Source organism: Yoonia sp. D2-7 (assembly GCF_055809435.1).
In genome coordinates, this window is the sequence record NZ_CM147912.1 from 2,989,678 (window position 1) to 3,013,434 (window position 23,757).

Annotated in this window: 24 protein-coding genes and 1 other RNA gene; 4 read left to right on the forward strand and 21 right to left on the reverse strand. The window is 54.7% G+C overall.

Annotated features, from left to right (window positions below; genetic code table 11):
- Positions 1-70 precede the first annotated feature (70 nt).
- The 4 genes from AC0L7R_RS14750 to AC0L7R_RS14765 form a co-directional block, all read right to left on the reverse strand.
- Positions 71-976, reverse strand: coding sequence for a lipid A-modifier LpxR family protein (locus AC0L7R_RS14750; RefSeq protein WP_473657625.1), 906 nt, complete (start codon positions 974-976; stop codon positions 71-73).
- 193 nt (positions 977-1,169) lie between these two features.
- Positions 1,170-2,207: a betaine/proline/choline family ABC transporter ATP-binding protein gene (locus tag AC0L7R_RS14755; RefSeq protein WP_473657627.1), complete on the reverse strand. Its 1,038-nt coding sequence runs from the start codon at positions 2,205-2,207 to the stop codon at positions 1,170-1,172.
- A gap of 11 nt (positions 2,208-2,218) precedes the next feature.
- Complete coding sequence (locus AC0L7R_RS14760; RefSeq protein ID WP_348108391.1) at positions 2,219-3,259, reverse strand: ABC transporter permease; 1,041 nt, start codon at positions 3,257-3,259, stop codon at positions 2,219-2,221.
- Between the two features lie 79 nt (positions 3,260-3,338).
- Positions 3,339-4,313: a glycine betaine ABC transporter substrate-binding protein gene (locus AC0L7R_RS14765; protein WP_348108438.1), complete on the reverse strand. Its 975-nt coding sequence runs from the start codon at positions 4,311-4,313 to the stop codon at positions 3,339-3,341.
- Between the two features lie 597 nt (positions 4,314-4,910).
- On the opposite strand from AC0L7R_RS14765, the gene AC0L7R_RS14770 reads away from it, so the two are divergent.
- From AC0L7R_RS14770 to AC0L7R_RS14780, 3 genes are all read left to right on the forward strand, one after another.
- Entirely contained in the window at positions 4,911-6,440 is a 1,530-nt protein-coding gene (locus AC0L7R_RS14770) for a substrate-binding domain-containing protein (RefSeq protein ID WP_473657628.1), read from the forward strand.
- Positions 6,441-6,517: 77 nt separating this feature from the next.
- Positions 6,518-7,636 carry a sulfotransferase gene (locus AC0L7R_RS14775; protein ID WP_473657630.1) on the forward strand — a complete coding sequence of 373 codons (1,119 nt, stop codon included), beginning with the start codon at positions 6,518-6,520 and terminating at the stop codon, positions 7,634-7,636.
- The gene (locus AC0L7R_RS14780) at positions 7,633-8,886 is read left to right on the forward strand and encodes a cytochrome P450 (RefSeq protein WP_473657631.1); all 1,254 of its coding nucleotides are present in this window, start codon (positions 7,633-7,635) and stop codon (positions 8,884-8,886) included. Before AC0L7R_RS14775 ends, AC0L7R_RS14780 begins: the two co-directional genes overlap by 4 nt.
- Here the strand turns inward: AC0L7R_RS14780 and ccoS are convergent.
- From ccoS to ccoN, 9 genes are all read right to left on the reverse strand, one after another.
- Positions 8,837-9,025, reverse strand: coding sequence for a cbb3-type cytochrome oxidase assembly protein CcoS (gene ccoS / locus AC0L7R_RS14785; protein ID WP_473657633.1), 189 nt, complete (start codon positions 9,023-9,025; stop codon positions 8,837-8,839). The two genes, AC0L7R_RS14780 and ccoS, sit on opposite strands and share 50 nt — an antisense overlap.
- 5 nt (positions 9,026-9,030) lie before the next feature.
- Entirely contained in the window at positions 9,031-11,175 is a 2,145-nt protein-coding gene (locus AC0L7R_RS14790; protein ID WP_473657634.1) for a copper-translocating P-type ATPase, read from the reverse strand.
- Positions 11,172-11,636 (reverse strand): FixH family protein, encoded by a 465-nt coding sequence (locus AC0L7R_RS14795; RefSeq protein WP_473657636.1) that lies wholly within the window; start codon positions 11,634-11,636, stop codon positions 11,172-11,174. The genes AC0L7R_RS14790 and AC0L7R_RS14795 overlap by 4 nt, the downstream gene beginning before the upstream one ends.
- On the reverse strand, positions 11,636-13,048 hold the full coding sequence (gene ccoG, locus AC0L7R_RS14800) for a cytochrome c oxidase accessory protein CcoG (protein WP_473657637.1): 1,413 nt from the start codon (positions 13,046-13,048) through the stop codon (positions 11,636-11,638). Before ccoG ends, AC0L7R_RS14795 begins: the two co-directional genes overlap by 1 nt.
- Positions 13,049-13,119: 71 nt before the next feature.
- Entirely contained in the window at positions 13,120-13,716 is a 597-nt protein-coding gene (locus tag AC0L7R_RS14805) for a hypothetical protein (RefSeq protein ID WP_473657638.1), read from the reverse strand.
- A gap of 190 nt (positions 13,717-13,906) precedes the next feature.
- Positions 13,907-14,782 carry a cytochrome-c oxidase, cbb3-type subunit III gene (gene ccoP / locus AC0L7R_RS14810; protein WP_473657639.1) on the reverse strand — a complete coding sequence of 292 codons (876 nt, stop codon included), beginning with the start codon at positions 14,780-14,782 and terminating at the stop codon, positions 13,907-13,909.
- Positions 14,779-14,964: a cbb3-type cytochrome c oxidase subunit 3 gene (locus AC0L7R_RS14815; protein WP_348108400.1), complete on the reverse strand. Its 186-nt coding sequence runs from the start codon at positions 14,962-14,964 to the stop codon at positions 14,779-14,781. Before AC0L7R_RS14815 ends, ccoP begins: the two co-directional genes overlap by 4 nt.
- A 12-nt stretch (positions 14,965-14,976) precedes the next feature.
- Complete coding sequence (ccoO, locus tag AC0L7R_RS14820; protein WP_473657641.1) at positions 14,977-15,702, reverse strand: cytochrome-c oxidase, cbb3-type subunit II; 726 nt, start codon at positions 15,700-15,702, stop codon at positions 14,977-14,979.
- A 12-nt stretch (positions 15,703-15,714) separates the two neighbouring features.
- The gene (gene ccoN, locus AC0L7R_RS14825; RefSeq protein WP_348108402.1) at positions 15,715-17,313 is read right to left on the reverse strand and encodes a cytochrome-c oxidase, cbb3-type subunit I; all 1,599 of its coding nucleotides are present in this window, start codon (positions 17,311-17,313) and stop codon (positions 15,715-15,717) included.
- Positions 17,314-17,500: 187 nt separating this feature from the next.
- On the opposite strand from ccoN, the gene AC0L7R_RS14830 reads away from it, so the two are divergent.
- Positions 17,501-18,340, forward strand: coding sequence for a universal stress protein (locus AC0L7R_RS14830; RefSeq protein WP_473657642.1), 840 nt, complete (start codon positions 17,501-17,503; stop codon positions 18,338-18,340).
- On the opposite strand, the gene fnrL is transcribed toward AC0L7R_RS14830, so the two are convergent.
- The 8 genes from fnrL to gatC all read right to left on the reverse strand — a co-directional run bounded on the left by fnrL (position 18,337) and on the right by gatC (position 23,683).
- Complete coding sequence (fnrL, locus tag AC0L7R_RS14835; RefSeq protein ID WP_473657644.1) at positions 18,337-19,068, reverse strand: transcriptional regulator FnrL; 732 nt, start codon at positions 19,066-19,068, stop codon at positions 18,337-18,339. The genes AC0L7R_RS14830 and fnrL overlap by 4 nt on opposite strands.
- 185 nt (positions 19,069-19,253) lie before the next feature.
- On the reverse strand, positions 19,254-19,421 hold the full coding sequence (rpmG, locus tag AC0L7R_RS14840; protein ID WP_072857731.1) for a 50S ribosomal protein L33: 168 nt from the start codon (positions 19,419-19,421) through the stop codon (positions 19,254-19,256).
- Positions 19,422-19,535: 114 nt separating this feature from the next.
- A complete protein-coding gene (locus AC0L7R_RS14845) occupies positions 19,536-19,937 on the reverse strand; it encodes a PAS domain-containing protein (protein WP_473657646.1) in 402 nt (133 codons plus the stop codon).
- Between the two features lie 106 nt (positions 19,938-20,043).
- Positions 20,044-20,424: RNase P RNA component class A (gene rnpB, locus AC0L7R_RS14850), an RNA gene on the reverse strand.
- Positions 20,425-20,435: 11 nt separating this feature from the next.
- On the reverse strand, positions 20,436-21,050 hold the full coding sequence (locus tag AC0L7R_RS14855) for an N-acetylmuramoyl-L-alanine amidase (protein WP_473660435.1): 615 nt from the start codon (positions 21,048-21,050) through the stop codon (positions 20,436-20,438).
- Between the two features lie 56 nt (positions 21,051-21,106).
- Positions 21,107-21,880, reverse strand: a complete 774-nt coding sequence (locus tag AC0L7R_RS14860) for a hypothetical protein (protein ID WP_348108406.1) — start codon at positions 21,878-21,880, stop codon at positions 21,107-21,109.
- Between the two features lie 37 nt (positions 21,881-21,917).
- Positions 21,918-23,396 (reverse strand): Asp-tRNA(Asn)/Glu-tRNA(Gln) amidotransferase subunit GatA, encoded by a 1,479-nt coding sequence (gene gatA, locus AC0L7R_RS14865; RefSeq protein ID WP_247127334.1) that lies wholly within the window; start codon positions 23,394-23,396, stop codon positions 21,918-21,920.
- Positions 23,396-23,683: an Asp-tRNA(Asn)/Glu-tRNA(Gln) amidotransferase subunit GatC gene (gene gatC / locus AC0L7R_RS14870; protein ID WP_348108408.1), complete on the reverse strand. Its 288-nt coding sequence runs from the start codon at positions 23,681-23,683 to the stop codon at positions 23,396-23,398. Before gatC ends, gatA begins: the two co-directional genes overlap by 1 nt.
- Positions 23,684-23,757: the final 74 nt, after the last annotated feature.

Sequence of the window (23,757 nt, forward strand, 5' to 3'; positions counted from 1 at the left end):
CTTGCAGTGAGCCTAGGCCAATTGCCGTAAACCAATCAAGTCACGTCAAGCATATCGCGTAAGTTCTTGGTCAGAAGTTGAAATTAAGCTTCAGCGACCCAGTCAGCTGGCCCTCTGGTTGACCTTCAAATTCAGGAGTGAGGTAGCTGAGGCCGTAAAATACTGAAGTGTCGCTTTCACTTTGCCAATGCATGCCAGCACGCAGCCGGCCCCGTCGGTCCGTCGCGACAACGCCCCGTTCCGCCGGAAAATACGCACTATCAGCTACAGCAGCTAGATCAGCACCAAGAACAAATGCGAACCCAGAATCTGCAGTCTCCGTTCCATGATAAAGATGTCCAGTCGTCACATCCCTAATCAGAATATCGGACGTTATGTTCCGTCCCAGCACGACATCGGCCCCGAAACGTGCGACGTCCTCTGGACCGATTTGTAGCTCGGCAAATGGTCTTGCCGTGATAAAGTCGGTCAATTGAACGTTTTCCGCTGCTTCAGCCGTTAAACCAAGGTGAAATGCGTTTCCCAATTGACTATCGGTGAACCGCACCTGTGCAAGTCCGAGTTGGTCATGTGCCCGTTCTTGAAAACGGGATAGGCCCGTTTGTGGCCCGATCGCTGTGACATCGACACCAACCGTACCACGAAATGTATCCTGTCCAAAATGGCTGTGCACACCCAGCGATAACGCCCCAGCATATGGGCGATCGCCCGGGGCATCCCCAATTCCGTCAGACGCCATAATCGCCGAACGCAGCCGATATTCCCTGATGCTACCAAATTCTAATGGTGTCCTGTCCCAATTGCTGGGTCCGCGCACAAAACTGTGGACGTAGCTGCCAGTTTGATAACGGTCGCGACCATCACCGAAAAAATCGTTTGTAAACAAACGTCCTTCACCCAGAGCATCACGCGATTGCGCGTGTGAAACTGTCCCAAAAGGTACAAGCAAAAGCAGCAATAGAAAAAGGCAGCGCATAAATATGGCCTTCAAAGCAAGAGTGCCCCCACTCCCGTTCAACAGGAGTAGCGACCGATTTCGATTCCCGCCAGATGGCAAAATCAACAACCTTAGAGTCGCATCAAGAATACAACACTAGGTTAACTCGCTTTTGAAAACGAAAAACGCCGGGCACATTCTCATGGCCCGGCGTTTCACAATGCATTTTGGCTTAAGCCGCCGATGACACCCGCGGCACCAGTGCCTTTACAAGCACCCTCATATCGAGCTGACCAATCGCATCACCATCTTTCATAACGCGGTAAACCAGACGGGTATCGCCTTCCGACTGTGCGATCAGGCTTTCGAGGTTGTCGTTTGCTTCAACGTCTCCTGCGTATTCAGTCCCGTCGAGCAAAGGTGACATGACAGACCGCACACGTAAAACGCGCGCGCGATTGATGTCGCTGACAAAGTCTTCAATGTATGGGTCCGCTGGGTTCAGCAGAATACCCTGCGGTTCGCCCTGCTGAATAACCGCACCGTCCTTCAAAATGACCAGGTGATCCGCGAGCTTCAGCGCTTCATCAAGATCGTGGGTAATAAAGACAATCGTCTTTTTCAGCTCGACTTGAAGCTCAAGCAGCAGGTTTTGCATGTCGGTCCGGATCAGCGGATCAAGCGCAGAAAACGCTTCGTCCATCAGCATGATGTCAGAATTAGACGTCAAAGCACGTGCAATACCAACACGTTGCTGCATCCCACCGGACAATTCAGAAGGGTAGCGGTTTTCGTAACCATCAAGGCCAACGCGGGCCAACCATTTGGTTGCTTCGGCTTCACGTTCTGCCTTTGGGACGTCTTGGACTTCCAACGCCATCGCCGCGTTCTGCAAAACAGTCCGGTGTGGCAAAAGCGCGAATTTCTGAAACACCATCGACATCTTTTCTTGGCGCATGCGCCGCAGATCGACTTGGTTCAGCTGCATCACGTCTTCGCCGTCGACCAAGATTTCGCCGCTTGTCGGTTCGATCAAGCGGTTCAAATGGCGGATCAGCGTCGATTTACCTGAGCCCGACAAGCCCATGACAACAGTGATCTCGCCTGCTTGCATATCGACGTTAATGTCTTGCAAACCAAGAACGTGTTTGTGGGCCTCGAGCAGTTCAGGTTTCCCCATCCCTGCCCGGACATGTTCCATCATTGCTTTGTCGCGCGGGCCAAAAATCTTGTAGAGGCCGCGCAGGCTGACTTTGGGTATATTACTCATATCATCAGCCCTTAATGCGACGTTGCTTTGCTGGCCTTATCCACACGGGACAAAGCAGCTTTAGATGTACGGTCAAGGATCACAGCCAAAAGCACGATGCCAATACCACCAACGATACCCACGCCGAGTTCGAGCTGGCGAATACCGATCAACACGTTACGTCCCAGACCCGGTGCGGACACCAGCGATGCGATTACAACCATTGCGAGGCTCATCATGATGGTCTGGTTCACCCCTGCCATAATGTTCGGCAATGCCAACGGCAGTTCAACTTTGACCAAGCGTTGCTTGGAATCCATGCCAAACGCGTTTGCCGCTTCAATCACGTCCTTGTCGACCAAGCGGATGCCGAGATCGGTCAGTCGGATGACCGGCACGATGGCGTAAAGAATGATGGCGATACCGTATAGCTTTGATTCCGTTACTGAAAACAGGAAGATTAGCGGGATCAGGTACACGAAGGTCGGCAAGGTCTGTAGCAAATCCAGAACCGGCACTGTTGCCTTTTGCAACCTGTCAGATTTCGACATCGCGATCCCGATAGGAACCCCCAAAAGAACCGATATCGACGTACAGACAAAGATAATCGACAGGGTCTGCATTGCGACGTCGTAGTGATCGACAAGCCCCAATGCGAACAGCGAAATGGCCACAAATATGGTCACGCCAATCGAACGCGACGCGTAATATGCAAGGATCAACAATGCAGTAATCAACAACCACCAAGGTGTTGCTTCAAACAACCACAACGCACCATCAAGCATCCATGAAAGCGGCTGTGTGATCGGATCCAGAACCGCTTTCAAAGCAGGCTTCGCCGCGAGAAACCCAGTCTCGATCGCAGCAGTAACGTCCCGGCTTTGTCCAATCGAGGAACAGGCCTCGTTCAGGTTATCCAAAGATGGAAACGGAAAAATCTCGGCATTCGGATCAACTGCATCAGCATTATTTTGCTTGAGTAGATCTGCCATCGACATAGGTGCGTCGGACGCATTCCTGTCGCACCAATCGCGTAGGCCAAGCGCGTTAAAAAGCCCGTCGTAAAATGCCATGTGTCCCCGTCCGTCTCTTATTTTGACAAATGCCCCCACCTGTTTTCACAAATGGGGGCACTATCACGAAATGAAGGTCTTACTTGAGCAACGCGCCAAGCTTTTCCTTAGCTTCGTCGTTGATCCAGCTACCCCATACGTCAGGGTAAGAGGACAAGAAGTAGACGGCGGCTTCTTCGTAGGATGCATTGTTGTCATCCTGCCAAGCCAACACTTCACCCATTTGGGCGTTTGTGAATGTGACGTTCTTCAGCAATTCAGCAATCGCTGGTTCGCGGTCCATGAATGCGCCAGAAACAGCAGTCACAACTTTTGCAACTGGGTACGGGGACAGAACTGGGTCTGCGCATTCCACTGTACCGTTACATGTGTGTGCGTCTTGGCTGAATTCAGCGCCAACATCGACTTGTGCCATTGGGTATTTGCCCAGCACAGATGTCGGGGCCCAGTAGTAGCCAAACCAAGGGGCTTCGTCAGCAAACGCAGATGCGATTGATGTCGCAAGCGTTTCGCCGGAACCGTGCTGGAAACGCTCAACGCCAGATGCTTCCAGACCGGATGCATTGATGTTGTTGTTGTTGATGATGTCACATGCCCAACCTGTTGGACAGTCATGGAACTGACCGCCGACCAATTCTGGGTTCGCCATGATACCTTCAAGCGTTGTCAGCTCTGGGTGTGCATCGGCAAGATACTGTGGAATCCACCAGCCTTCTACGCCGCCATCGGACAAGACATGTGTCAGTTCAACCAATTTGCCTTCAGCCAAAAGCGGCTCGTAGGCAGGTGTAGAGTTGGCCCAAACTTCTGTCAGGATGTCTGGCTCGCCAGTTTCAGCCAAAGATGTCAGTGCAGGAACTGTAGATGATGGAACAACAGTCACATCACAGCCGTAGCCTTCAGTCATCAGGAATGTTGCGACAGATGTCACAACAGCAGATGAAGCCCAGTCCATTTCAGTGATGGATACGCCGCCACATTCTGCTGCTGCAGAAGACGCGCTGAATGCGCCGCCAGCGATAAGTGCTGCTGCACTAACCAGTTTCAATTTCATTTCTTTTTCTCCCGTTGTGATGGCTTCATGGGCAAGTGTACCCCGTGCAACATCGGCCATCGCGATTTCATCTTGGGCGGTCCGCGTTGCGGTCAGAGCGCCATTTTTAGCGCGACGCGGCCCGGGACAGGCTCATTTCTGGCATCCCGCGCAGTCGCGGCGTTAAGCTGCGATAGTTTCCGTTGCATTGCAATTGCTGATCCAAGGTTAGGCCCCAAGTATATCTGGTTGACTGTGATTCCTTTCAGTGCACCCCGGCATTCGACACCTGAATCCCGAAAAGCGACACTATTTATCCACGACACGGGGATTAATGCATACATTAATCACGGCTCTGACCGCATTTTTGCCCAATATCATGCAATTTAAAGGTGAATTCACCCTGAATTTGCACACCTATAAATCCAGACCGTCACTTTTTTCGCCCCACGGGTGCGTATTGATTGCCTTCATTTGTTAACCTTTTCCGTTACTCACGCTGAAAGGGCGCAACCCAGACGCACTTTTCACGACCGAAATTCCAACAAACGACACATTCAAATGATCAGTTATCCGGCAAAACAAGACCACCAAGACTATACGAAGAGGGAGCCGATAATGCCGTCAGGTAAGATGTTCAAAGCAGGGCTAGCCGCCACCATATCGACAATACCTTTATCAGTGCAGGCGGAGTCGGTGGAACTGCGCCACGAAAGCGGTCTTGTGACAATCAGCGGCGAAATCCTATCGTTTGACGGGACGACTTTGATGGTCGCGACATCAGCAGGTGATGTCAGCGTTCCCGCCGCCGAAGTTACTTGTGCGGGCAACGATTGCCCCGAGGGCGTCAAACTTAGCGCAATTGAAGAGGCTGTTTCGATCGCCGTGATGTCGCCGGAAAATCTTTCGTTGGCACAATCCTACCTGACGACGACAACCGCGACATCCAGCCGATCAGCACGTGCGGGCGACACCGTGGTAAGAAACGAAACGCAGGACCAAATTGCCAAAGTCAGCTTTGTACCATCTGCCCAGTCTGACCAAGGTGATATCATCATCACCAACGTCATCAGCGACGCCGCAGTGGCGAACCGAACCGGAACTGTCGCAGAGTGGACTCTTGGTTCCACGCCCACGCAGCTGCTTGCGATCAAAGCGCTGAGCGTGGTGACATCGCCCGAGATTGGTGTCGATCACATCTCTATGCCCGAACTGGCGCAGGTGCTCGCTGGTGAAGTCACCAACTGGTCGCAGTTGGGCGGCAACGACCTGAATATCATTCCAATCCAAGCCGCAGCAGGCACGAGATTGCACGCAGACGTCCAAACCGCAGTGCTGGACCCTGCCCGCAAGCCCGCATCGCCAATGGTTTTCTCGATGGCGGATGCAGATGCGATCATGACAGGACTGACGACATTGCCCGGCGGGATGAGCATCGTTCCGACAGAAATGATCGGCGCGACCAATACGTTGGACATCGTGGATAGCTGCGGTGTCACCCACGCGGCCACGGATTTTGAAATACGCGCAGGCGATTACCCCCTTACGGTACCCACGCTGGCCGTTCACAACACGCCTCTTGAGACCCAAGTCATGCACGCAGCATTCGACAAAGCGGCGTCAGTCGGGATTCCCGACATGTTCGAAGAGGCCGATTTTTCGCCCCACACGCTTATGCAACTGCCCACCGACGACAAAGACTGGCGGGTTGCCAACATAATGAGCCAGCAGCTCGACGCGGATCAAAAGCAATCAGCCATCAAGTTGATACAGCTTTTGGCAAACGCGCAGCAATTGTCGGCCGCATTTACAGACGGCGAGTTAACCCAGACAGAAGGTGCATGGACGCGTGCCCATTTCGTCAGATTGCGCGATGCGATCCAAAGTGGCGTATTGGACGATAAGGAAATCCACTTTGTCGGCTTTCATGCGCAGAACATTGGCGCTGACGCTGTCCTGTCCACGCAAACCGCAGCCGAGAATATTCTTGCAGCGTTTCAAGCTTTTGCTCCGGATGCCGCAAATCGCCCAAATGTCACGCTTGCCGCTTCAGGGTATGGACATTTGGGCGCAACAGGGTGCTTGCCGAATGGGGCCACCACTGCGCGTGATACCCGCATCGAAATCTGGACACGTCCCGCGGGATAAAGGCCCTTCCACGTATAACAGTGGCGGATACCCAATAACTGCGCCACACTAGGCGCAGTTCAACAATGGTGCGTATCATGAAGCCAAAGCTCAAACATCGTTGGAGCCTGCAACAGAATTTCTTGATGGGTCTGACCTTTGGGCATTGGATGCGGGTCTTGGCCGAAAACAGGTTCCGGATATCACCGGCCTATTTGCACCGCGCCGCCGCGATTACGCTTGTCAGCCCACTGAATTCGCTGAACGCATTTATCGAACGCAAACGGTATGGCGCAGCGATCGATGCCGTTGAAATCACGCAGCCGCCGGTTTTCATCCTTGGGCACTGGCGCAGCGGGACGACACATCTGCACGATCTGATGGCGCAGGATGACGTCCTGTTTCACGCCCCCAACACGTTTCAGGTCACGAACCCGCTAACTTTCCTGACCACGGAAAGCACTGTGTCCAAACTGTTCGCGTGGATGATCCCCGCGAAGCGGCCGATGGATAACATGCCGATGTCGTTTCAATCCCCGCAAGAAGATGAATTTGCGCCGCTGATCATGTCGCAACGGTCAGCTTACCTTGCCGTTTCGTTTCCACAAACGGGCCAGCACTACGAAGACGAACTGACATTTCGTGATGTGGCGCCGGACAAAGTCGCTGCTTGGAAGTCTGCGTTCGTGGCGTTCTGCAAGAAACTGACGCTAAATGATCCGCGTGCTTTGCTGCTGAAATCACCACCACACACGGCGCGGATCAAAACCATCCTGCAAATGTTTCCAGACGCGCGTTTCGTCCACATACACCGCGACCCTTATCGCGTTTTTCAATCGCAACGGCATTTCTTCGATACGGCCACGTGGTTCATGTATATGCAACGTCCCAATCTTGATGAGATTGACGAGGGTATCCTGCAGCGCCACGAAATCATGTACGATGCCTATTTCGAAGACCTCGCGTTGCTCCCCAAAAATCGCATTTGCGAAGTCACCTTTGACGCGCTCGAAACCGACCCGATTGCGCAGCTTTCGAAAATCTATGACCATCTCGGCCTTGCAGGGTTCGACGCCTACAGACCCAAGGTGCAGGCCCATTTAAACAGTATCGCGGGTTACAAAAAGAACAGTTTCACTCCGCTTGATGACGCGACCAAGGCCGTTGTAGCAGACCGATGGTCCCGTAGTTTTGATGTTTGGGGTTATCCGAAGTGACACGCGCACCGGGACCGCAGAGTAGCGTGATCTGGGGGTCGCTAGCCGATCTGAAAACCGATGCGCTTGGTCTGCTCGGGGATGCTGCGCGTGATCATGGCGATGTTGTGCGGCTTCGTTTCGGACCAGTCACCGCGCATCTGATCAATCATCCTGATCATATTGCCCATGTTCTGTCCCGCCACCCTGACCGCTACGATAAAAACACGCGCAGCGCGGAACGGATTAGGGCGACCTGCGGCGACAGCCTGTTGTCGGCGAACAAGGGCGCTTGGGCGCGCCACAGGCGTCTTATTCAGCCCTTGTTCCAACCAAAGATGTTCAGCGACATAAGCCGCGTCGTTGCGTCTGAGCTCGCGCCCCTGTTAGATCGCTGGATTGTTGCGGATAAGATCGACATAGCCGCCGAGATGATGCATCTCGTCATCGCCATTTCTGCCCGTATTCTGTTTTCATCCAGTGTCGATGCTGCGCGGATCGAGGCGGCGCTAGAGATCATTCTGCAAGACACGTGGCGCAGGTTAGAAGCCCCGCTTGATCCGGCGATGCTATCACGCCACCTGCACCGCCCCGCGTTCAAGCAGGCTGTGCAGACCATCGACGACGTGATTTTTGACTTGATCAATGCGCGACGTACGGCCGACAATCGCCCAGACGATTTACTATCCCAACTCATCACCGCGCACGAAGCAGACGGCGACGCCGGACTGATCGATAAAGAACTACGCGATGCGGCTGTGACGTTGTTGTTGGGCGGACATGAAACGACGGCAAACGCATTGGCTTGGGCATTCTATGCGGTTGCGCAAGCCCCCGATCCCGCGCTGCACACCAACGATCCCGCGCATATATTCGCGGAAGCAGTCCGACTTTACCCGTCTATTTGGATCGTCGAACGCCGTGCAATCCAGACCGATATCATCGGCGGCTTCACAATCCCGCGGGGATCCAGCGTGCTGATTTCGCCCTATCTGATCCACAGGCATCCGGACTTTTGGACTGATGCCGATCAATTTGACCCAACCCGTCACGCAACCGAAACGGACAGGCATCGCCACGCCTATATCCCGTTTGGGCTTGGGCAGCATCGCTGCGTCGGGCTGCATATGACCCGTGCCATTGCCGCCGAAGTCATTGGTCAAACCTATGCACGCCTTAAATTCGAGGCCGTTGGCCCAGCGCCAAATCTCGAACCAAAGATCACCCTGCGTCCGAATGGCCCTTTATGGCTGCGCGTTCTTGCGGGCTAAGGGCATCTTCGACCAAAATCCGCCACGCATCGCCGTCCAGATCATCATATTGTTCGCTGCGCAACGTCCATAGAAACGTCAGCAACCCAGCGATGGCCAAAACCAAAGACACCGGAACAAGTACAATCAAAACATTCATATCGATCACCTTAGACGAAGTGCATTCAACAGCACAGTAATAGAGGACGCGGACATTGCGATGGCGGCGGCCAGTGGTGTCGCCAAACCGATGACCGCGATCGGGATCGCAATCGCGTTGTAACCCGCCGCAATCCCAAAGTTTTCGATCACGCGAGCACGCGCGGATTTGGCTGTCGCGACGGCATCCGGAATTTCGGAAAGACTACGGCCCAACAAAACGATGTCTGACGCGGCGCGCGACGCGTCCAAAGCTGACGCAGGTGACATCGACGCATGTGCCGCAGCCAGTGCCGCCGTATCGTTCAGCCCGTCGCCCACCATCAGGACGCGGCGACCTGCACCGATCATATCGCGGATAGCTTCCAGTTTTTCTTCGGGACGCATGTCGGCACGTACATCAAGAATGTTCAAAGTCGCGGCCAGTTTTTTGGCAGCCTCAGGCGTATCACCAGTAAAGACGGCCACTTGATAACCAGCGGACTTCAAGGCGACGACGGCATCTTCGGCGCCCGCACGCAACGTTTCACTAAACGATAGTTCAACCGGAGAGTCGTGACCAATACACAGACCGGGCGACCGCTTTGCGCCGACCCATTCGGCCCGTCCAATACGAACGATCCGCCCTTGCCAGATACCTTCGACACCCAGCCCTGCAGCTTCGCGGACATCTTGGACATCAGCCGCGACGACATCTTGTGGCATCGCTTGCATGATTGCGCGTGACACGGGGTGGCTGGACGACGCGCATAGCGCTGACAGCACCGCCAGTTCTTCCGGTGACAACTTGTCCGTATCAATGCGTGCGACGCCTTCGGTCAGCGTGCCGGTCTTGTCAAACACGACGGTGTCCACTTCTGCCAGACGTTCCAAAGCCGTGCCGTTCTTAACCAAAAGACCACGCCGGAACAGGCGCCCTGATGCTGCTGTCATCACCGCAGGCACAGCAAGGCCAAGCGCGCAGGGGCATGTGATGATAAGCACTGAAATCGCAATATTCAGCGAAAGAACCATGTCGCCGGATGCAAAAATCCAACCGCCAAAGGTCACGAAGGCCAGCAAGTGCACGGCGGGCGCATAAATCTGCGCGGCCCGATCAGCCAAAGCGGTGTAGCGGTTACGCGCATCTTCTGCCGTTTCGACAAGAGCTGCCATCCGGCGCAGCGTGGTGTCTTCGCCGATTGCCGTGACCTCGATTGTCAGTGGGCCGCTTAGGTTCACATCACCCGCTGCAACCACGTCACCCGGCCCCACGATCAATGGCATACTTTCGCCGGTCAGGAAGGACCGGTCCGCCTCGGACCGCCCTTTTTGCACGACACCATCGACGGGCACACGCATACCAGTGTGAACAACGATCACATCACCAAGGTTCAGGTCAGCGACATTCACTGTCACAGGCTTACCGTCTTCCAATCTGCTGGTCCGAGGGACTTCCAGCGCGCTGAGTTCCTGTGCCGCAGACCTTGCAGCCATCCGTGTCCGGTGATCCAGATACCGCCCCACAAGCAAAAAGAACGTCAAAGACAACGCCGCATCGAAATAGACATGATGCCCGCCTTGCGCCGTTTCATAAACGGACATGCCAGCGGCCAAGATGATCGCCAATGAAATCGGAACATCCATGTTCAATCGGCCAACACGCAGCGCAGTCCAAGCATGGCTGAAAAACACCTGTGCAGAAAACGCGAGCGCAGGCACCGCAATCGCCGCAGAAATCCAGTGAAACATAATTTGGGTGGCTTGCGCCGCGCCCGACCACACAGCTACCGAGAACAACATCACATTCATCATCGCAAAGCCCGCGACGCCCAAACGCAACAGCAACGCACGCCCCTTGGCATCACGATCGGCACCTTCAAGCAGTCCGCTATCCAGTTCCATCGCGGCATATCCAGCCGCATCAAGGGCTGCAATTGCGTCATCGACCTCTAGCGCTGGCGCATCAATCACGACGCGCTTGCGGCTCAGGTTCACGCGGGCTGCATTCACCTCTGGCAGAGCCAAAAGCGTCCGTTCCACGCCCCCGATACAGGCCGCACAATGAATATCAGGTAAGGACAAGATCATATCGGATCTGACAACCGCACGGCCTGCGACGGCTTCCGCCAAAGGCGCTGCATCACATGCTGGACATGCCGACATCGTCATCTGGCTGTCTCCACGATGATGCGTTGCTGAAACATCGTGCCATCTTCGGCCTGTGCGACCAGACGCAGGTTCCAGTTCCCACGTTCCAGCGACACGGGTGCGATGTAGTCCCGTCCGTCAAAAGCCAGTACAGGTGTTTGATCTTGCGACACGTTGGTCGCGCGGCCCAACACTGCGGACTGAATATCGACTTTCACAGGTTCGCCATCATGCATGATGCTGAGACGTAATTGACCCGCCTCCACACGTGCGCCGACGTCCCAGCCCAGCGCCTCTTGCGCGGCGCGATTGGCGTCAAAAGCTTGGCTTGCGACATAGGAATTCTTGGTCTCAAGCCCCGGGAATGTCGCGACCGCTTTGTAGGCCAACGTCAGGTTCACACCGATGATCACGGCAAATGCAGAGCACACGATCAACAACACCTTGCGGCCTGTCAGTTCTTTTTGAACAGCTTCAGTCATCACTGATCCTTTCCGTTAAAGACGCTATCCCTATGGGCGCGTTCACCGTTTTCAACATCTTCGACCCAGAACCGCAGATCCGTGGTCTGTTCGGTCGCTGCCGGGTCTTGTGGCCGTGCAATAACATAGACGCGGACTTGGGTCGTGCTGTCGGGTGCTACCGTCAGAATATTCGTATCAGAACCTTCTTGTGCAATCCGCAGGATTGTATCGGCGGACAACGAAATCCGGAAGTCACGGGGTTCACCGTGCTTGTTGCGCAGACGGATCGTGTAGGTGTTCCGGACAGATCCGTCCGACATCACGATGTACTGTGGATTGCGCACAGGTTCGACCGTCAGGTCAATATCCGCTCGAATGAACAGCGCGAACACAAGGCCAAAACCAATCAATGACCATAGCGCTGTATACAGAATCGTGCGGGTCCGCAGGATATGTTTCCACACAGGTTTTGGCGGCTTGCCTGCCCGTTCTTCTGGTTCATCCGAAAGCGCCAGATAGTCGATCAAACCGCGTGGCTTGCCAATCTTATCCATGACGTCGTCGCAGGCATCAATGCAAAGCGCACAGGTGATGCATTCCATCTGCTGCCCTTCACGAATGTCGATGCCCATGGGGCAGACGTTCACGCAGGCCATACAATCAATACAATCGCCAGTGTCTTCGAGACGTTTCTTCGCACGCGGTTCGCCCCGCCAGTCGCGGTAGGCAACAGTCAACGTATCGTCGTCCATCATCGCACCTTGGATACGCGGCCATGGACACATGTAGATACAGACCTGTTCGCGCATGAAACCGCCAAACAGGAACGTGGTCCCAGTCAAGATGGCGATGGTCGTATAGGCAACCGGATGGGCCGTACCCGCAATCAAATCCTGGGCCAGCGTCGGCGCATCCGTGAAGTAAAACACCCACGCCCCGCCAGTGGCGACGGCAATCAACAGCCATACGAACCACTTCGTCAGACGCAGACGCCACTTATTGATATCCCAGCTTGCTTTCCACAACCGAACACGGGCATTGCGGTCACCTTCGATCCAGCGTTCGACGAGGATGAACAGATCGGTCCAAACAGTTTGCGGACAGGTATAACCACACCACACGCGGCCCAGCGCCGAGGTGAACAGGAACAAGCCTAGACCGGCCATGATCAATAGACCTGCTACGAAATAGAATTCGTGCGGCCAAATCTCGATCCAGAAGAAATAGAAACGACGATGCGCCATATCGACCAGCACCGCCTGATCAGGCAGCGCAGGTCCGCGATCCCAACGGATCCATGGCGTGAGGTAATAAATGCCCAGCGTCACGGCCATGATCCACCACTTCATTGTGCGGAAAAAACCGGTGACACGCCGCGGGAAAATCGGTTCCTGCGGCGCAAATAATTTAGGGGGTTCGGGAGTGTTCATCTGTTCGTCCTGACCTGTTCGCACAGCCTATAGAACAGATCAGGGATCAGGCGACTTTGACCTGAGTCAAACTATTCGCGATCAGCGATAAATCCGCCTGCATAAATCAGGTTGGCATTGTTACCGTGGAACGCACCCACAGTCTTATCGCCACCGACCAAGCCACGTAACGGACCGCTCAATCCGCGATAGACCACGGTGCCACCCAAAGTGCGTCCGTCCATCGTGCCATTCACGGTCAAATTGCCAGCGCTTCCCGTCAGTGTGTCGTTCTCGAAATCAGCGTTTAGCGAAATGGCGCCCGAAACGTTAGAAGCAAAGCCGTAGATTTCATCGCCATTGATATCGATGCCGCTGATCTGCGACAGCTCGTAACGTCCAGTAAACGTGCCGCTTCCCGTATTTGGCCGGAAATTGACTTCGGTGCCAAGGATCAACCCTGAGATTGCTTTCAGACCTTCGCCGTCTTTGCCGCCTGCGGCATAGGCAAAACCATCACCCGACGCGTCGATCTCACGACCCGAACGAGTAATGTCGATACCGCTTGAATAAAATCCAGATGCAGACGGAGTTCGGAAGCCGGAGTCAGTCGATAGGTTTTGGATAAAGTTGCACGCAGATAGGCTGGCGATAGCGGCGCCTGCGATAACGATGTTGAGAATGCGCATAGTCTTATAACCTCTTGGAAACACTGTTGCTTCCTAGGGGTGCATTGGGACGTGAAAAAGGCAAAATTTTGGAGTTTGTCCATCTACCTTAAATAGAAATCGCCCCCGGCTGTGCGAACAGGACCGGAGGCGATCAGCCCCGCGCGCGTGAACTACTCCACGCGCGGGACTATCCCTGTTGGAAGCGGGATTATTCGCCGCCGCCCAATTGATGGACGTAGGCAGCAACTGCATTGACATCGGCGGGTGTCAGACGCGGACCCCAAGCGGGCATCACGCCAAAGCGGGAATAGGTGATGGTTTCAACCAACGTGTCCTCATCCCCACCATAGAGCCAGATCGCATCAGCCAGGTTCGGGGCACCGATACCGTAGTCACCTTCGGCATTGGCGCCATGACACGCGCTGCATTGTTCGTCGAACAACACTGCGCCCGCTTCGGCTTTGGCCGCGTCATGTTCAGCTGCTGACAGCGACATCACGTAGTGAACAACCTGAGAAATCTCTTCTTTCTCAAGGATTTCACCAAAGGCTGGCATCTGGGACCAGTGGGCATCCAGATCGGTTTCATTTCTGATCCCGTGGTTCACGGTGTAGGCGATGTCTTCGATCGTGCCGCCCCACAGCCAGTCATCATCCAGCAAGTTCGGATAGCCTTTGGCACCCGCCGCACCAGACCCGTGACACTGGGAACAATTGGTGCGGAATACAGCACCACCCGCAGACACCGCGAAACGGTTCAGTTCTGCGTTGTCGCCCAATGACGCCAGTTCGACCTCGGCCAAGGCAGAGGTCAGTTCAGCGTTCTGGTCCTTATAACGGTCAATCTCAGCGGCCACTTCACCACGTGTCGAGTACCCGAGCAGACCCGTTGTAGCACCATTGATCAGCGGCCAAGCCGGATAGGCGATGACGTAGCCAATGCCCCAAATGATGCACAGATAGAACGACCATAGCCACCAACGCGGCAAAGGGTTGTTCAGTTCTTTGATGCCGTCCCATTCGTGACCTGTTGTATCGACACCGGTTGCTTCGTCGATTTCTTTGTCTTTGTTTGGATCACTCATGATTTTGCCTCCGGATCGGTAGGTTGGGCGGTTTCATTGCGAAACGGGATGTCTGCGACTTCTTTATGGACGTCACGACTGCCGGGGCGGAACGCCCAAAAAATCGTACCGATGAAGAACAACGTCAACGCCAACAAAACCCAGCTATCCGCCAGTTCGCGCAGGAAAGAATATGTATCCATGATCTTGCTCCTTTAGCGGCTTGCGTCTGGGGTGAAGGTTGAGAAGTCGACCAAAGTGCCCAGCATCTGCAGATAGGCAACAAGCGCGTCCATCTCTGTCAGCTCAGGCTGTCCGTCAAAATTGGACACAACCGCATTCGGATAGCGTTCCAACATCGCATCCCAATCGCCGTCATAATCGACCTGCACCTTAAAGTCGGCGTTCGCGTTTTCGATCATTTCATCGGTGTACGGAACGCCCACAAAGCGATGAGTTTCCATCAGATCTTGGACGTATTCGCCGTCGATCACTTCATCCATCAAGAATGCATATTTCGGCATAATGGATTCAGGGACAACTGACTGCGGATCAATAAGGTGATCCACATGCCACGCATCGGAATACCGACCGCCAACACGGGCGACATCAGGACCCGTCCGCTTTGACCCCCACTGGAACGGGTGGTCATACATCGATTCTGCAGCCAGTGAATAATGCCCGTACCGCTCGACCTCGTCACGCATTGGACGGATCATCTGGCTGTGGCAGTTGTAGCACCCTTCACGGATGTAGATATCGCGACCGGTGAGTTCGAGAGGGGAATACGGACGTACCCCCTCCACTTCCTCAATTGTGTTTTCGAGGTAGAAAAGCGGAGCAATTTCCACAATCCCGCCGATGGTGACCACAAGGAAGGAACCAACCAACAGCAATGTCGGGCTACGTTCCAGCATCTGGTGTTTATCAAGAAATGCCATGTCTAAGGCTCCTTATTCTGCTGGGACGCCGACCGGGGCGGTGACGTTTTCGCCACCCCGGATCGTCATGAACATGTTCCACGCCATGATCAGGGCACCGGTCAGGTACAGAACCCCACCCAAGCCACGGACCACATACATCGGGAACTTCGCAGTCACGGTGTCAGCGAAAGAGTTCACGAGGAAACCTTGCGCATCGACTTCACGCCACATCAGACCTTCCATAATGCCGCTGACCCACATGGATGACGCGTACAAAACGATACCGATCGTGGCCAACCAGAAGTGCCAGTTGATCGCAGCCATTGAATGCATCGACGCCTTGCCCCACAGTTTTGGTGTCAGGAAGTACAGCGCACCAAAGGTGATCATCCCGTTCCAACCAAGCGCACCGGAATGCACGTGACCAATGGTCCAGTCAGTGTAGTGGGACAGCGAGTTCACAGCGCGGATCGACATCATCGGTCCTTCGAAAGTCGACATGCCGTAGAACGCGAGCGAAACAACCATCATGCGGATAATCGGATCGGTCCGCAGTTTGTCCCACGCCCCTTGCAGGGTCATCAGACCGTTGATCATACCACCCCAGCTTGGCATCCAAAGAATGATCGAGAACACCATACCCAATGTAGATGCCCAGTCAGGCAACGCAGTGTAGTGCAAATGGTGTGGACCAGCCCAGATATACAGGAAGATCAGCGCCCAGAAGTGGATGATCGACAGTTTGTAAGAGAAAACCGGACGACCCGCCTGCTTTGGCACGAAGTAGTACATCATGCCGAGGAAACCCGCCGTCAGGAAGAAGCCAACCGCATTGTGGCCATACCACCACTGAGTCATCGCATCTTGAACGCCTGCGAAAACCTGCACCGATTTACTGCCCCAAATGGACACAGGCACGGACAGGTTGTTGACGATATGCAGCATCGCGACAGTGACGATAAAGCTCAGGAAGAACCAGTTCGCCACGTAGATATGTTTTTCCTTACGGGTGAAAATCGTCCCAAGATAGACAACCAAGTAGGCGACCCAAACAATGGTCAGCCAAATATCAACGTACCATTCAGGTTCGGCATATTCTTTGGATTGGGTAGCGCCGAGGAGATAACCAGTGGCCGCCAAAACAATAAACAAATTATAACCCCAGAACACGAACCACGCGAGGTTCCCGCCCCACAACCGCGACCCAGAGGTCCGCTGCACAACGTAAAACGAAGACATGATCAACGCGTTGCCACCAAAGGCAAAAATCACCGCACTTGTGTGCAGTGGGCGAAGGCGACCGAAGTTTGCATATGGTTGGGCCCATTCAAGGTTGAGCGCTGGAAAAGCCAATTGGAAAGCAATCACAACGCCGACCAAAAACCCGACACAGCCCCAGAACCCTGTGGCAATAACACCGTAACGGATGACGCCATCCATATAGCCGTTGGTATCAACCAACGTGACCGGCTCGTCCGTTTGGCGCAAAACCCAAATGAACATGCCGGACGCAACAAGCATGATTAATACAGCGTGGACCTGATAGGCCACATCGCGTGCGAAACTCGACGCGACCGCTGCGAACAAAATAACGATGCCTAACGCAATAAGCTTTAGGTAGTTCAACATCGCAAATACCCCTTTCTTGAGACCCCGACTCAATTGGACGCGGTCCTATTCATTGGCCCGTTTTGGCTCACGGCGGCGTGAGCGACATTGATCTGGGTCAAGAAATGGAAGGAAAAGATATTGCGCTAGATCAAAGACCCCTTCGAAAAGTTACGGCACCTTGCCCGCACAACATCGGAGGATGATCATGACCTACACATCGATAGCGACGATTCTTCACAATAAAGATGCGGACAAATCCGCGCTGGAATTCGCGATTAGTTTTGCCCGCCATCACGACGCCCATTTGCACGTGCTTTGCACAGGCGTCGATGAAACAGAGCCTGGCTTCTATTATGCAGGTGCCCACGCCATCGCGGTTCAACAAAACTTCGATCTGGCGCGCGAAGAAGCCGACCAACTTGAAGCCGCCGCACAGGCGCGTTTGGCGTCAGAAGATATCAAATGGGACGTGCAATCTGTGACCGTGATGCCGGGCGGGCTTGATCCGTTTTTGGCAGATCATATGCGCTTTTTCGACCTGACAATCCTGCCGGCCCCGCATCAAGGCAACAATGACCGCATTGATGCTATGACCTTTGAAGCATGTTTATTTGGCGCAGACGTGCCTGTTTTGGTGGTGCCCAAAGGCGTTGAAATGTCCGGCAGCTTTGACAACATCAAGGTCGCGTGGGACGACGGGGTCGAAGCCATGGCAGCCGCCCGCGCAGCGCTCCCCCTGATGAAGGACGCAAAGATCACGACTATTGCGATTGTTGACCCACCGATGCACGCTCCGGACCGGTCGGATCCCGGTGGAAAACTGGCCGCATATCTTGTGCGAAACGGGGCAAAAGTCGACGTCGCTATTCATGCCCGCACACAGCCGTCTATTGCGGCGCAGTTATTGGCAAGGGCGGCTGAGACAGACGTCGACCTCATGGTCATGGGCGCATACGGTCATTCCAGAATGCGCGAAGCGATCTTAGGGGGCGTCACGCGGGACATGCTGCGGCTGACCACCCTACCCTTACTTATGGCGCATTAACCTAGGTCAGATCCCGTTTCTGCCTGAAGGGCACCCACATCAGGGATCGTGATGTCACGCTTTCCGTCCATCACGATCAACCCGTCCTTGCGGAGCTTGGAAAATTGGCGGCTGACTGTTTCGAGCGTCAGCCCCATGTAATCTGCCATCGCTTCGCGAGTCAGGGGCAAGCTGATCTTCTTATCTGCTACTGCAGCGGGCGTTTTTTCTTCACTCGTCCGGCGCACGATCATCATCAGGAACGTCGCAATTTTCTCGCGGGCTGTTTTACGGCCAAGCAGCAACATCCAGTCCCGCGCGGCGTCCAATTCATCCAGAGCCATTTCCATCAGACGTTGGGCCACGTGTGGCGTCGCCTCGACCATCTTTTCAAAGCTATCTCTGCGGAAACAGCACAGTGTGACATCGGTCACAGCCGTTACATCATAAGTCGCTGTTTCCCGACCGGGACGCCCGATAAAGTCAGATGGCAGCAGCAAGCCCATCGTCTGCTTGCGCCCGTCTTCCATCAGCCGCTCGATCGTTGCGGTGCCGCTGACAACTGACCCTACAAACGCCATGGGGTCACCACCCCACATGATTGGTTGGCCCGCATCGAATGAACGATAGTACTTCATTTCGTCTAGCACGAGGATTTCGTCTTCATCACACGTTGCGCACACGGCGCGATGACGAATTGGGCAGCCACTACAGTTGCGATCTTTTTCAAACGACGCCTGAAGGTCCATGATGTGCCTGCTAAATACTGAGATTGATATGACTATGCCACGATCAGCTAAGGATTGTCAGCCCTTGCGATGTCGCAGGTGACGTTGTGTTAGCCTATCATTTTGCGAACCGCCAAATGTCATGACCCAAAACGAAAAAAGCCGCGCTAGGGGCGCGGCTTAACTCTTCCAAAGATGGGATCAATTTACTTGATCTTACCTTCTTTGTACTCAACGTGCTTACGCACAACAGGGTCGTACTTCTTGATGACCATCTTTTCAGTCATTGTACGTGCGTTCTTTTTTGTGACGTAGAAGTGCCCGGTCCCTGCAGAGGAGTTCAGGCGGATTTTGATGGTGGTAGGCTTCGCCATGGCTCATCTCTCCGGTATGCGGCCCAAACGGCCTGCGGGTGAATATCTATAGAAGCTGCCTTTTACCCGTGCAGCGGTCCGAGTCAACCGCAATAACCCGCTTTTGGGCCAGCATTAGTGCTTTGTTACGGGGCGGGACACCGCGAGCACAGAAGCGACGTCACCAGCTTCATCAAAAATCGGCGAAATCCGGATATCCCAGTCAACGGGCAACCCTTCAGCATTCGGAAATCGCGCCCAATATGTTGAGACGATTCCGCGCCACGCGCGATCTAATGCAACAGTTAACGGGGCATGCGCATCTGCGGGCCATGTCTTGCACCAACTCCGACCAATAATCTGGGTCGCGTCATCTAGACCAATCGTTTCAACAAATACGTCGCTTACCAGTGCGACACGACCAGTATCAGATAAAACTGCAACGCATGTCGCGGCACTGCGGACATCGTCACGTCTTAGTCTTGGGGCGGTGGCCCCGATCATTTCCAGTGTGGTTGGGTCATTTTGAACTATCATACGATCCCCTCACAAAGCAGAACGACTCACTTCGGGATTGGTTCCAGCTTGGGATGAAATGGTTAACAAACGCCAGAGAAATCAACATTTTGCGAAACAAGATATTTTGCGCGGACGGCCTATAAGCCGGATTTTGTCCTTCGGGTTGCCCCGAATGGATGACCATTCATCTGACGACGTTGTTGCCAACGCCGCTCTAGCTGCCAACCCGGACCTGCTGGGGGTCAAGCATCCCCGTCCCCCTTGCGGGCGACACGCGGTCCCTATTTGGCATTGCTCCCGGTGGGGCTTGCCGTGCCGTCCGTGTTGCCACGTCCGCGGTGAGCTCTTACCCCACCGTTTCACCTTTTCCCGCGCGGACGCGGGTAGTTTACATCTCTGTGGCGCTGTCCCTAGGGTTACCCCCGCCGGGGATTACCCGGCACCGTGCTTTGTGGAGTCCGGACTTTCCTCGACATCGAAATGCCGCAGCCATCCAGCCATCCGCGCAGATGCCGCTTAGGCCGTGGCTGGGCCTGCGTCAACGGGGAAACGGGTGGCGAGATCAGTGATCAACGCAATGTCGGTGGCACCAAGCGGACCAGTCGCCCATGGCCGGAAACGCATCCGAAACACGGACAACAGTAAATCCGGATCATCACAGCGATAGCCAAATTGCGCGGCCATCTCCGCAAAGCTGGCGTCAGGAGCGCCTGTTTCTGTGGGCCAAACGCCTAATCCTTCGCACCACAAGCGTCGCCAGTCGAACCGCACGCCCGGATCAATCTTGCGTCCTGGCGCCATATCAGAATGCCCAATGATCCGTTCAGGTTCGATAGACCAGCGCTGTGTGATTCCATGAAGCAACACGATCAGCGCATCCATCTGTCGCATCGCAAACGGGGAAAATCCGTCATTCGCGATCTCAATCCCGATCGAGCGGCTGTTCACATCAACAACATCACCCCACGCGCCCGCACCAGCGTGCCAAGCACGCTGATCTTCGGCAACCATCGACCGAACGGTGCCATCCTCATCAATCAAATAATGGGCGGACACTTCGTTGTCGGGATTACACAACGTCCGGCACGCCGCATCTGCAGACGCCATTGCTGTGTAATGCAAAACAACCATATCCGGCACACACGCTTCTCTGCGCGGGCCAAAGTTCGGCGATGGGTGTGTAAGGGTCAGTTGCCAGCCGCTGCGCGGAATGGCGCAGGATCCCAACCACAAGCGAACCCGTCACCATCCGGATCAATCCCACGCGGATCGCGTTCTGGGCCACCACGAATCAAGAAATCACGCTGTGCAGCATCCGGACTTCCATAAGTCGCACAGTTGCTTGAAAACCGCGATTCGCCAGACAGGATCGAACGGGAATACCATTCCTGCCCCTTCTGGTTCGGCGCGTTAATCGCATAAGACACTATATTCGGACCAGAATCAGCACGTGTTTCCGGCAGCGGAACAGGCTCAACAACGATCAGTGCCTCGGCCTGTTGGGCACGACGCTGCGCGTCACTTTCGATGGTTTCACGGCTCGACACAGCGTCAAAGCTGTTTTCGTCCGAAATCTCTGGGTTATTTGCCAGACGACGTTCGCGTTCTTCTGCCGTTTCACCGATTGGCGCCGCAGAGGTCGCGTTGAGCGGCGCGGTCGTCACAGCCGCGCTTGTTCCGATTCCCGCAGCAGCCAAATCTGATGTCGGAATCGCTTGGTCTGACGTGGTAGCGCCTACCGCGTTTGGTGTTTCACTCGAAATCACAGGCTGGCGCGTTGCGGAAAGCGGGGCACCGATGGTTTGGCCCTGCAATTGCGCTTCGCGTCGTGCGCGATCCAGTTCGAAATCAGCGTAATCGCCAAAACCGACACCACGCCCGCTGTCAGGAACAGCGGGTGGCGTTACTTCACATGCGGCCAAGGCCAAAACAGCCACAAGGCTGAAACTACCAATTTTCACGAGGTCACACCCCAATCGTTTGAAATCAGCGGTGGGTTTACCACCACTTCGCCGGTTTGGCCACAAATCCTGCGGCTTGTTCAAGCGCATAGGCAACGTTCAGCAGATCGCCCTCTTCCCAAGGACGGCCAATCAACTGCAGACCGAGCGGAAGACCGTTTTTATCAAGGCCCGCAGGCACTGCGATCCCTGGCAGACCAGCCAAGTTCACTGTGACCGTAAAGACATCGTTCAGGTACATCTGGATTGGATCGGCGTCTTTCATCGCGCCCAGCGCAAATGCAGATGACGGCGTTGCTGGCGTCAGGATCGCATCAACACCGCTTGCATAGACTTTATCAAAGTCCTGCTTGATCAGCGCACGCACCTTCCGGGCACGGTTATAATAAGCGTCGTAGAAACCGGCGGACAGCACGTATGTCCCGACCATCACGCGGCGCTGAACTTCAGCGCCGAAGCCTTCCGCGCGGGTTTTTTCGTACATTTCGGTGATGCCGTCGCCCGCTTCGAGCTTTGCACGATGACCGAACCGCACACCGTCGTAACGGGCAAGGTTGGATGACGCTTCTGCGGGGGCAATCACATAATACGCTGGCAGCGCATATTTCGTGTGCGGCAGGGAAATGTCACGGATTTCGGCACCTGCGTCTTTCAGCATTGCTGTGCCGTCTTTCCACAGCTTTTCGATTTCTTCGGGCATGCCGTCCATGTGATATTCTTTTGGAATACCAATGACTTTACCTTTGATATCGCCTGTCAGGGCGGCTTCAAAGTTGGGCACTGCGATGTCAGCGGACGTCGAATCTTTCGGGTCGTGGCCACACATCGCTTCCAGCATAATCGCGCTGTCGCGTACGTCTTTGGTCATCGGACCGGCCTGATCAAGCGACGACGCAAAAGCGACAACGCCCCAACGGGATACGCGGCCATAGGTTGGCTTAATGCCGGTTGTGCCGGTAAACGCGGCTGGCTGGCGGATAGACCCGCCTGTGTCAGTGCCTGTCGCACCAAGGCACAAATCAGCAGCAACGGCAGACGCGGACCCACCAGAAGACCCACCCGGTGTCAGTTCAGCGTCAACTTTCCATGGATTCACGGCATTGCCGTAAACAGAGGTCTCGTTTGACGACCCCATCGCAAATTCGTCCATGTTCAGCTTACCAAGCATAACGGAACCTGCATCGAACAATTGTGTGGTCACGGTCGATTCATATTCCGGCTTGAAGCCTTCCAAGATGCCAGATGCGGCTTGGGACGCGACACCTTTGGTACAGAACAAATCTTTGATGCCCAACGGGATACCGCACATGTCAGGGGCATCGCCCGCTTTGATGCGCACGTCCGCAGCTTTGGCCTGATCCATTGCGATATCAGGGGTGTGATGCACAAATGCGTTCAGCGCACCGGCCCCTTCGATGGATTTCAGATAGCTTTCGGTCAATTCCGCAGAAGACACGTCGCCCTTGCGCATTGCATCGCGGGCACCAGCAATTGTCAGTTTGGACAGATCAGTCATTATTCAACCACCTTCGGCACAGCAAAGAACCCTTCACGGGCATCAGGGGCGTTGGCCAGCACTTTTTCTTGCTGGTCGCCGTCAGTCACAACATCTTCGCGGCGCTTCAAACGCTGCGGTGTGACAGAGGTCATCGGTTCAACACCGTCCACATCAACTTCATTGAGTTGTTCAATGAACCCGAGAATCGCGCTAAATTCTGACGCCAGCGCAGGCAATGCGTCGTCCTCTACCTGAATACGGGCAAGTTTTGCCACGCGGCGGGCGGTTTCTGTGTCAATGGACATGGGGCCGTGTCTCCGTCTGATATCGAAGTCGCGTTTACCGTCCCGTTGGGTGGCCTGCAAGGACATGCGGCGGT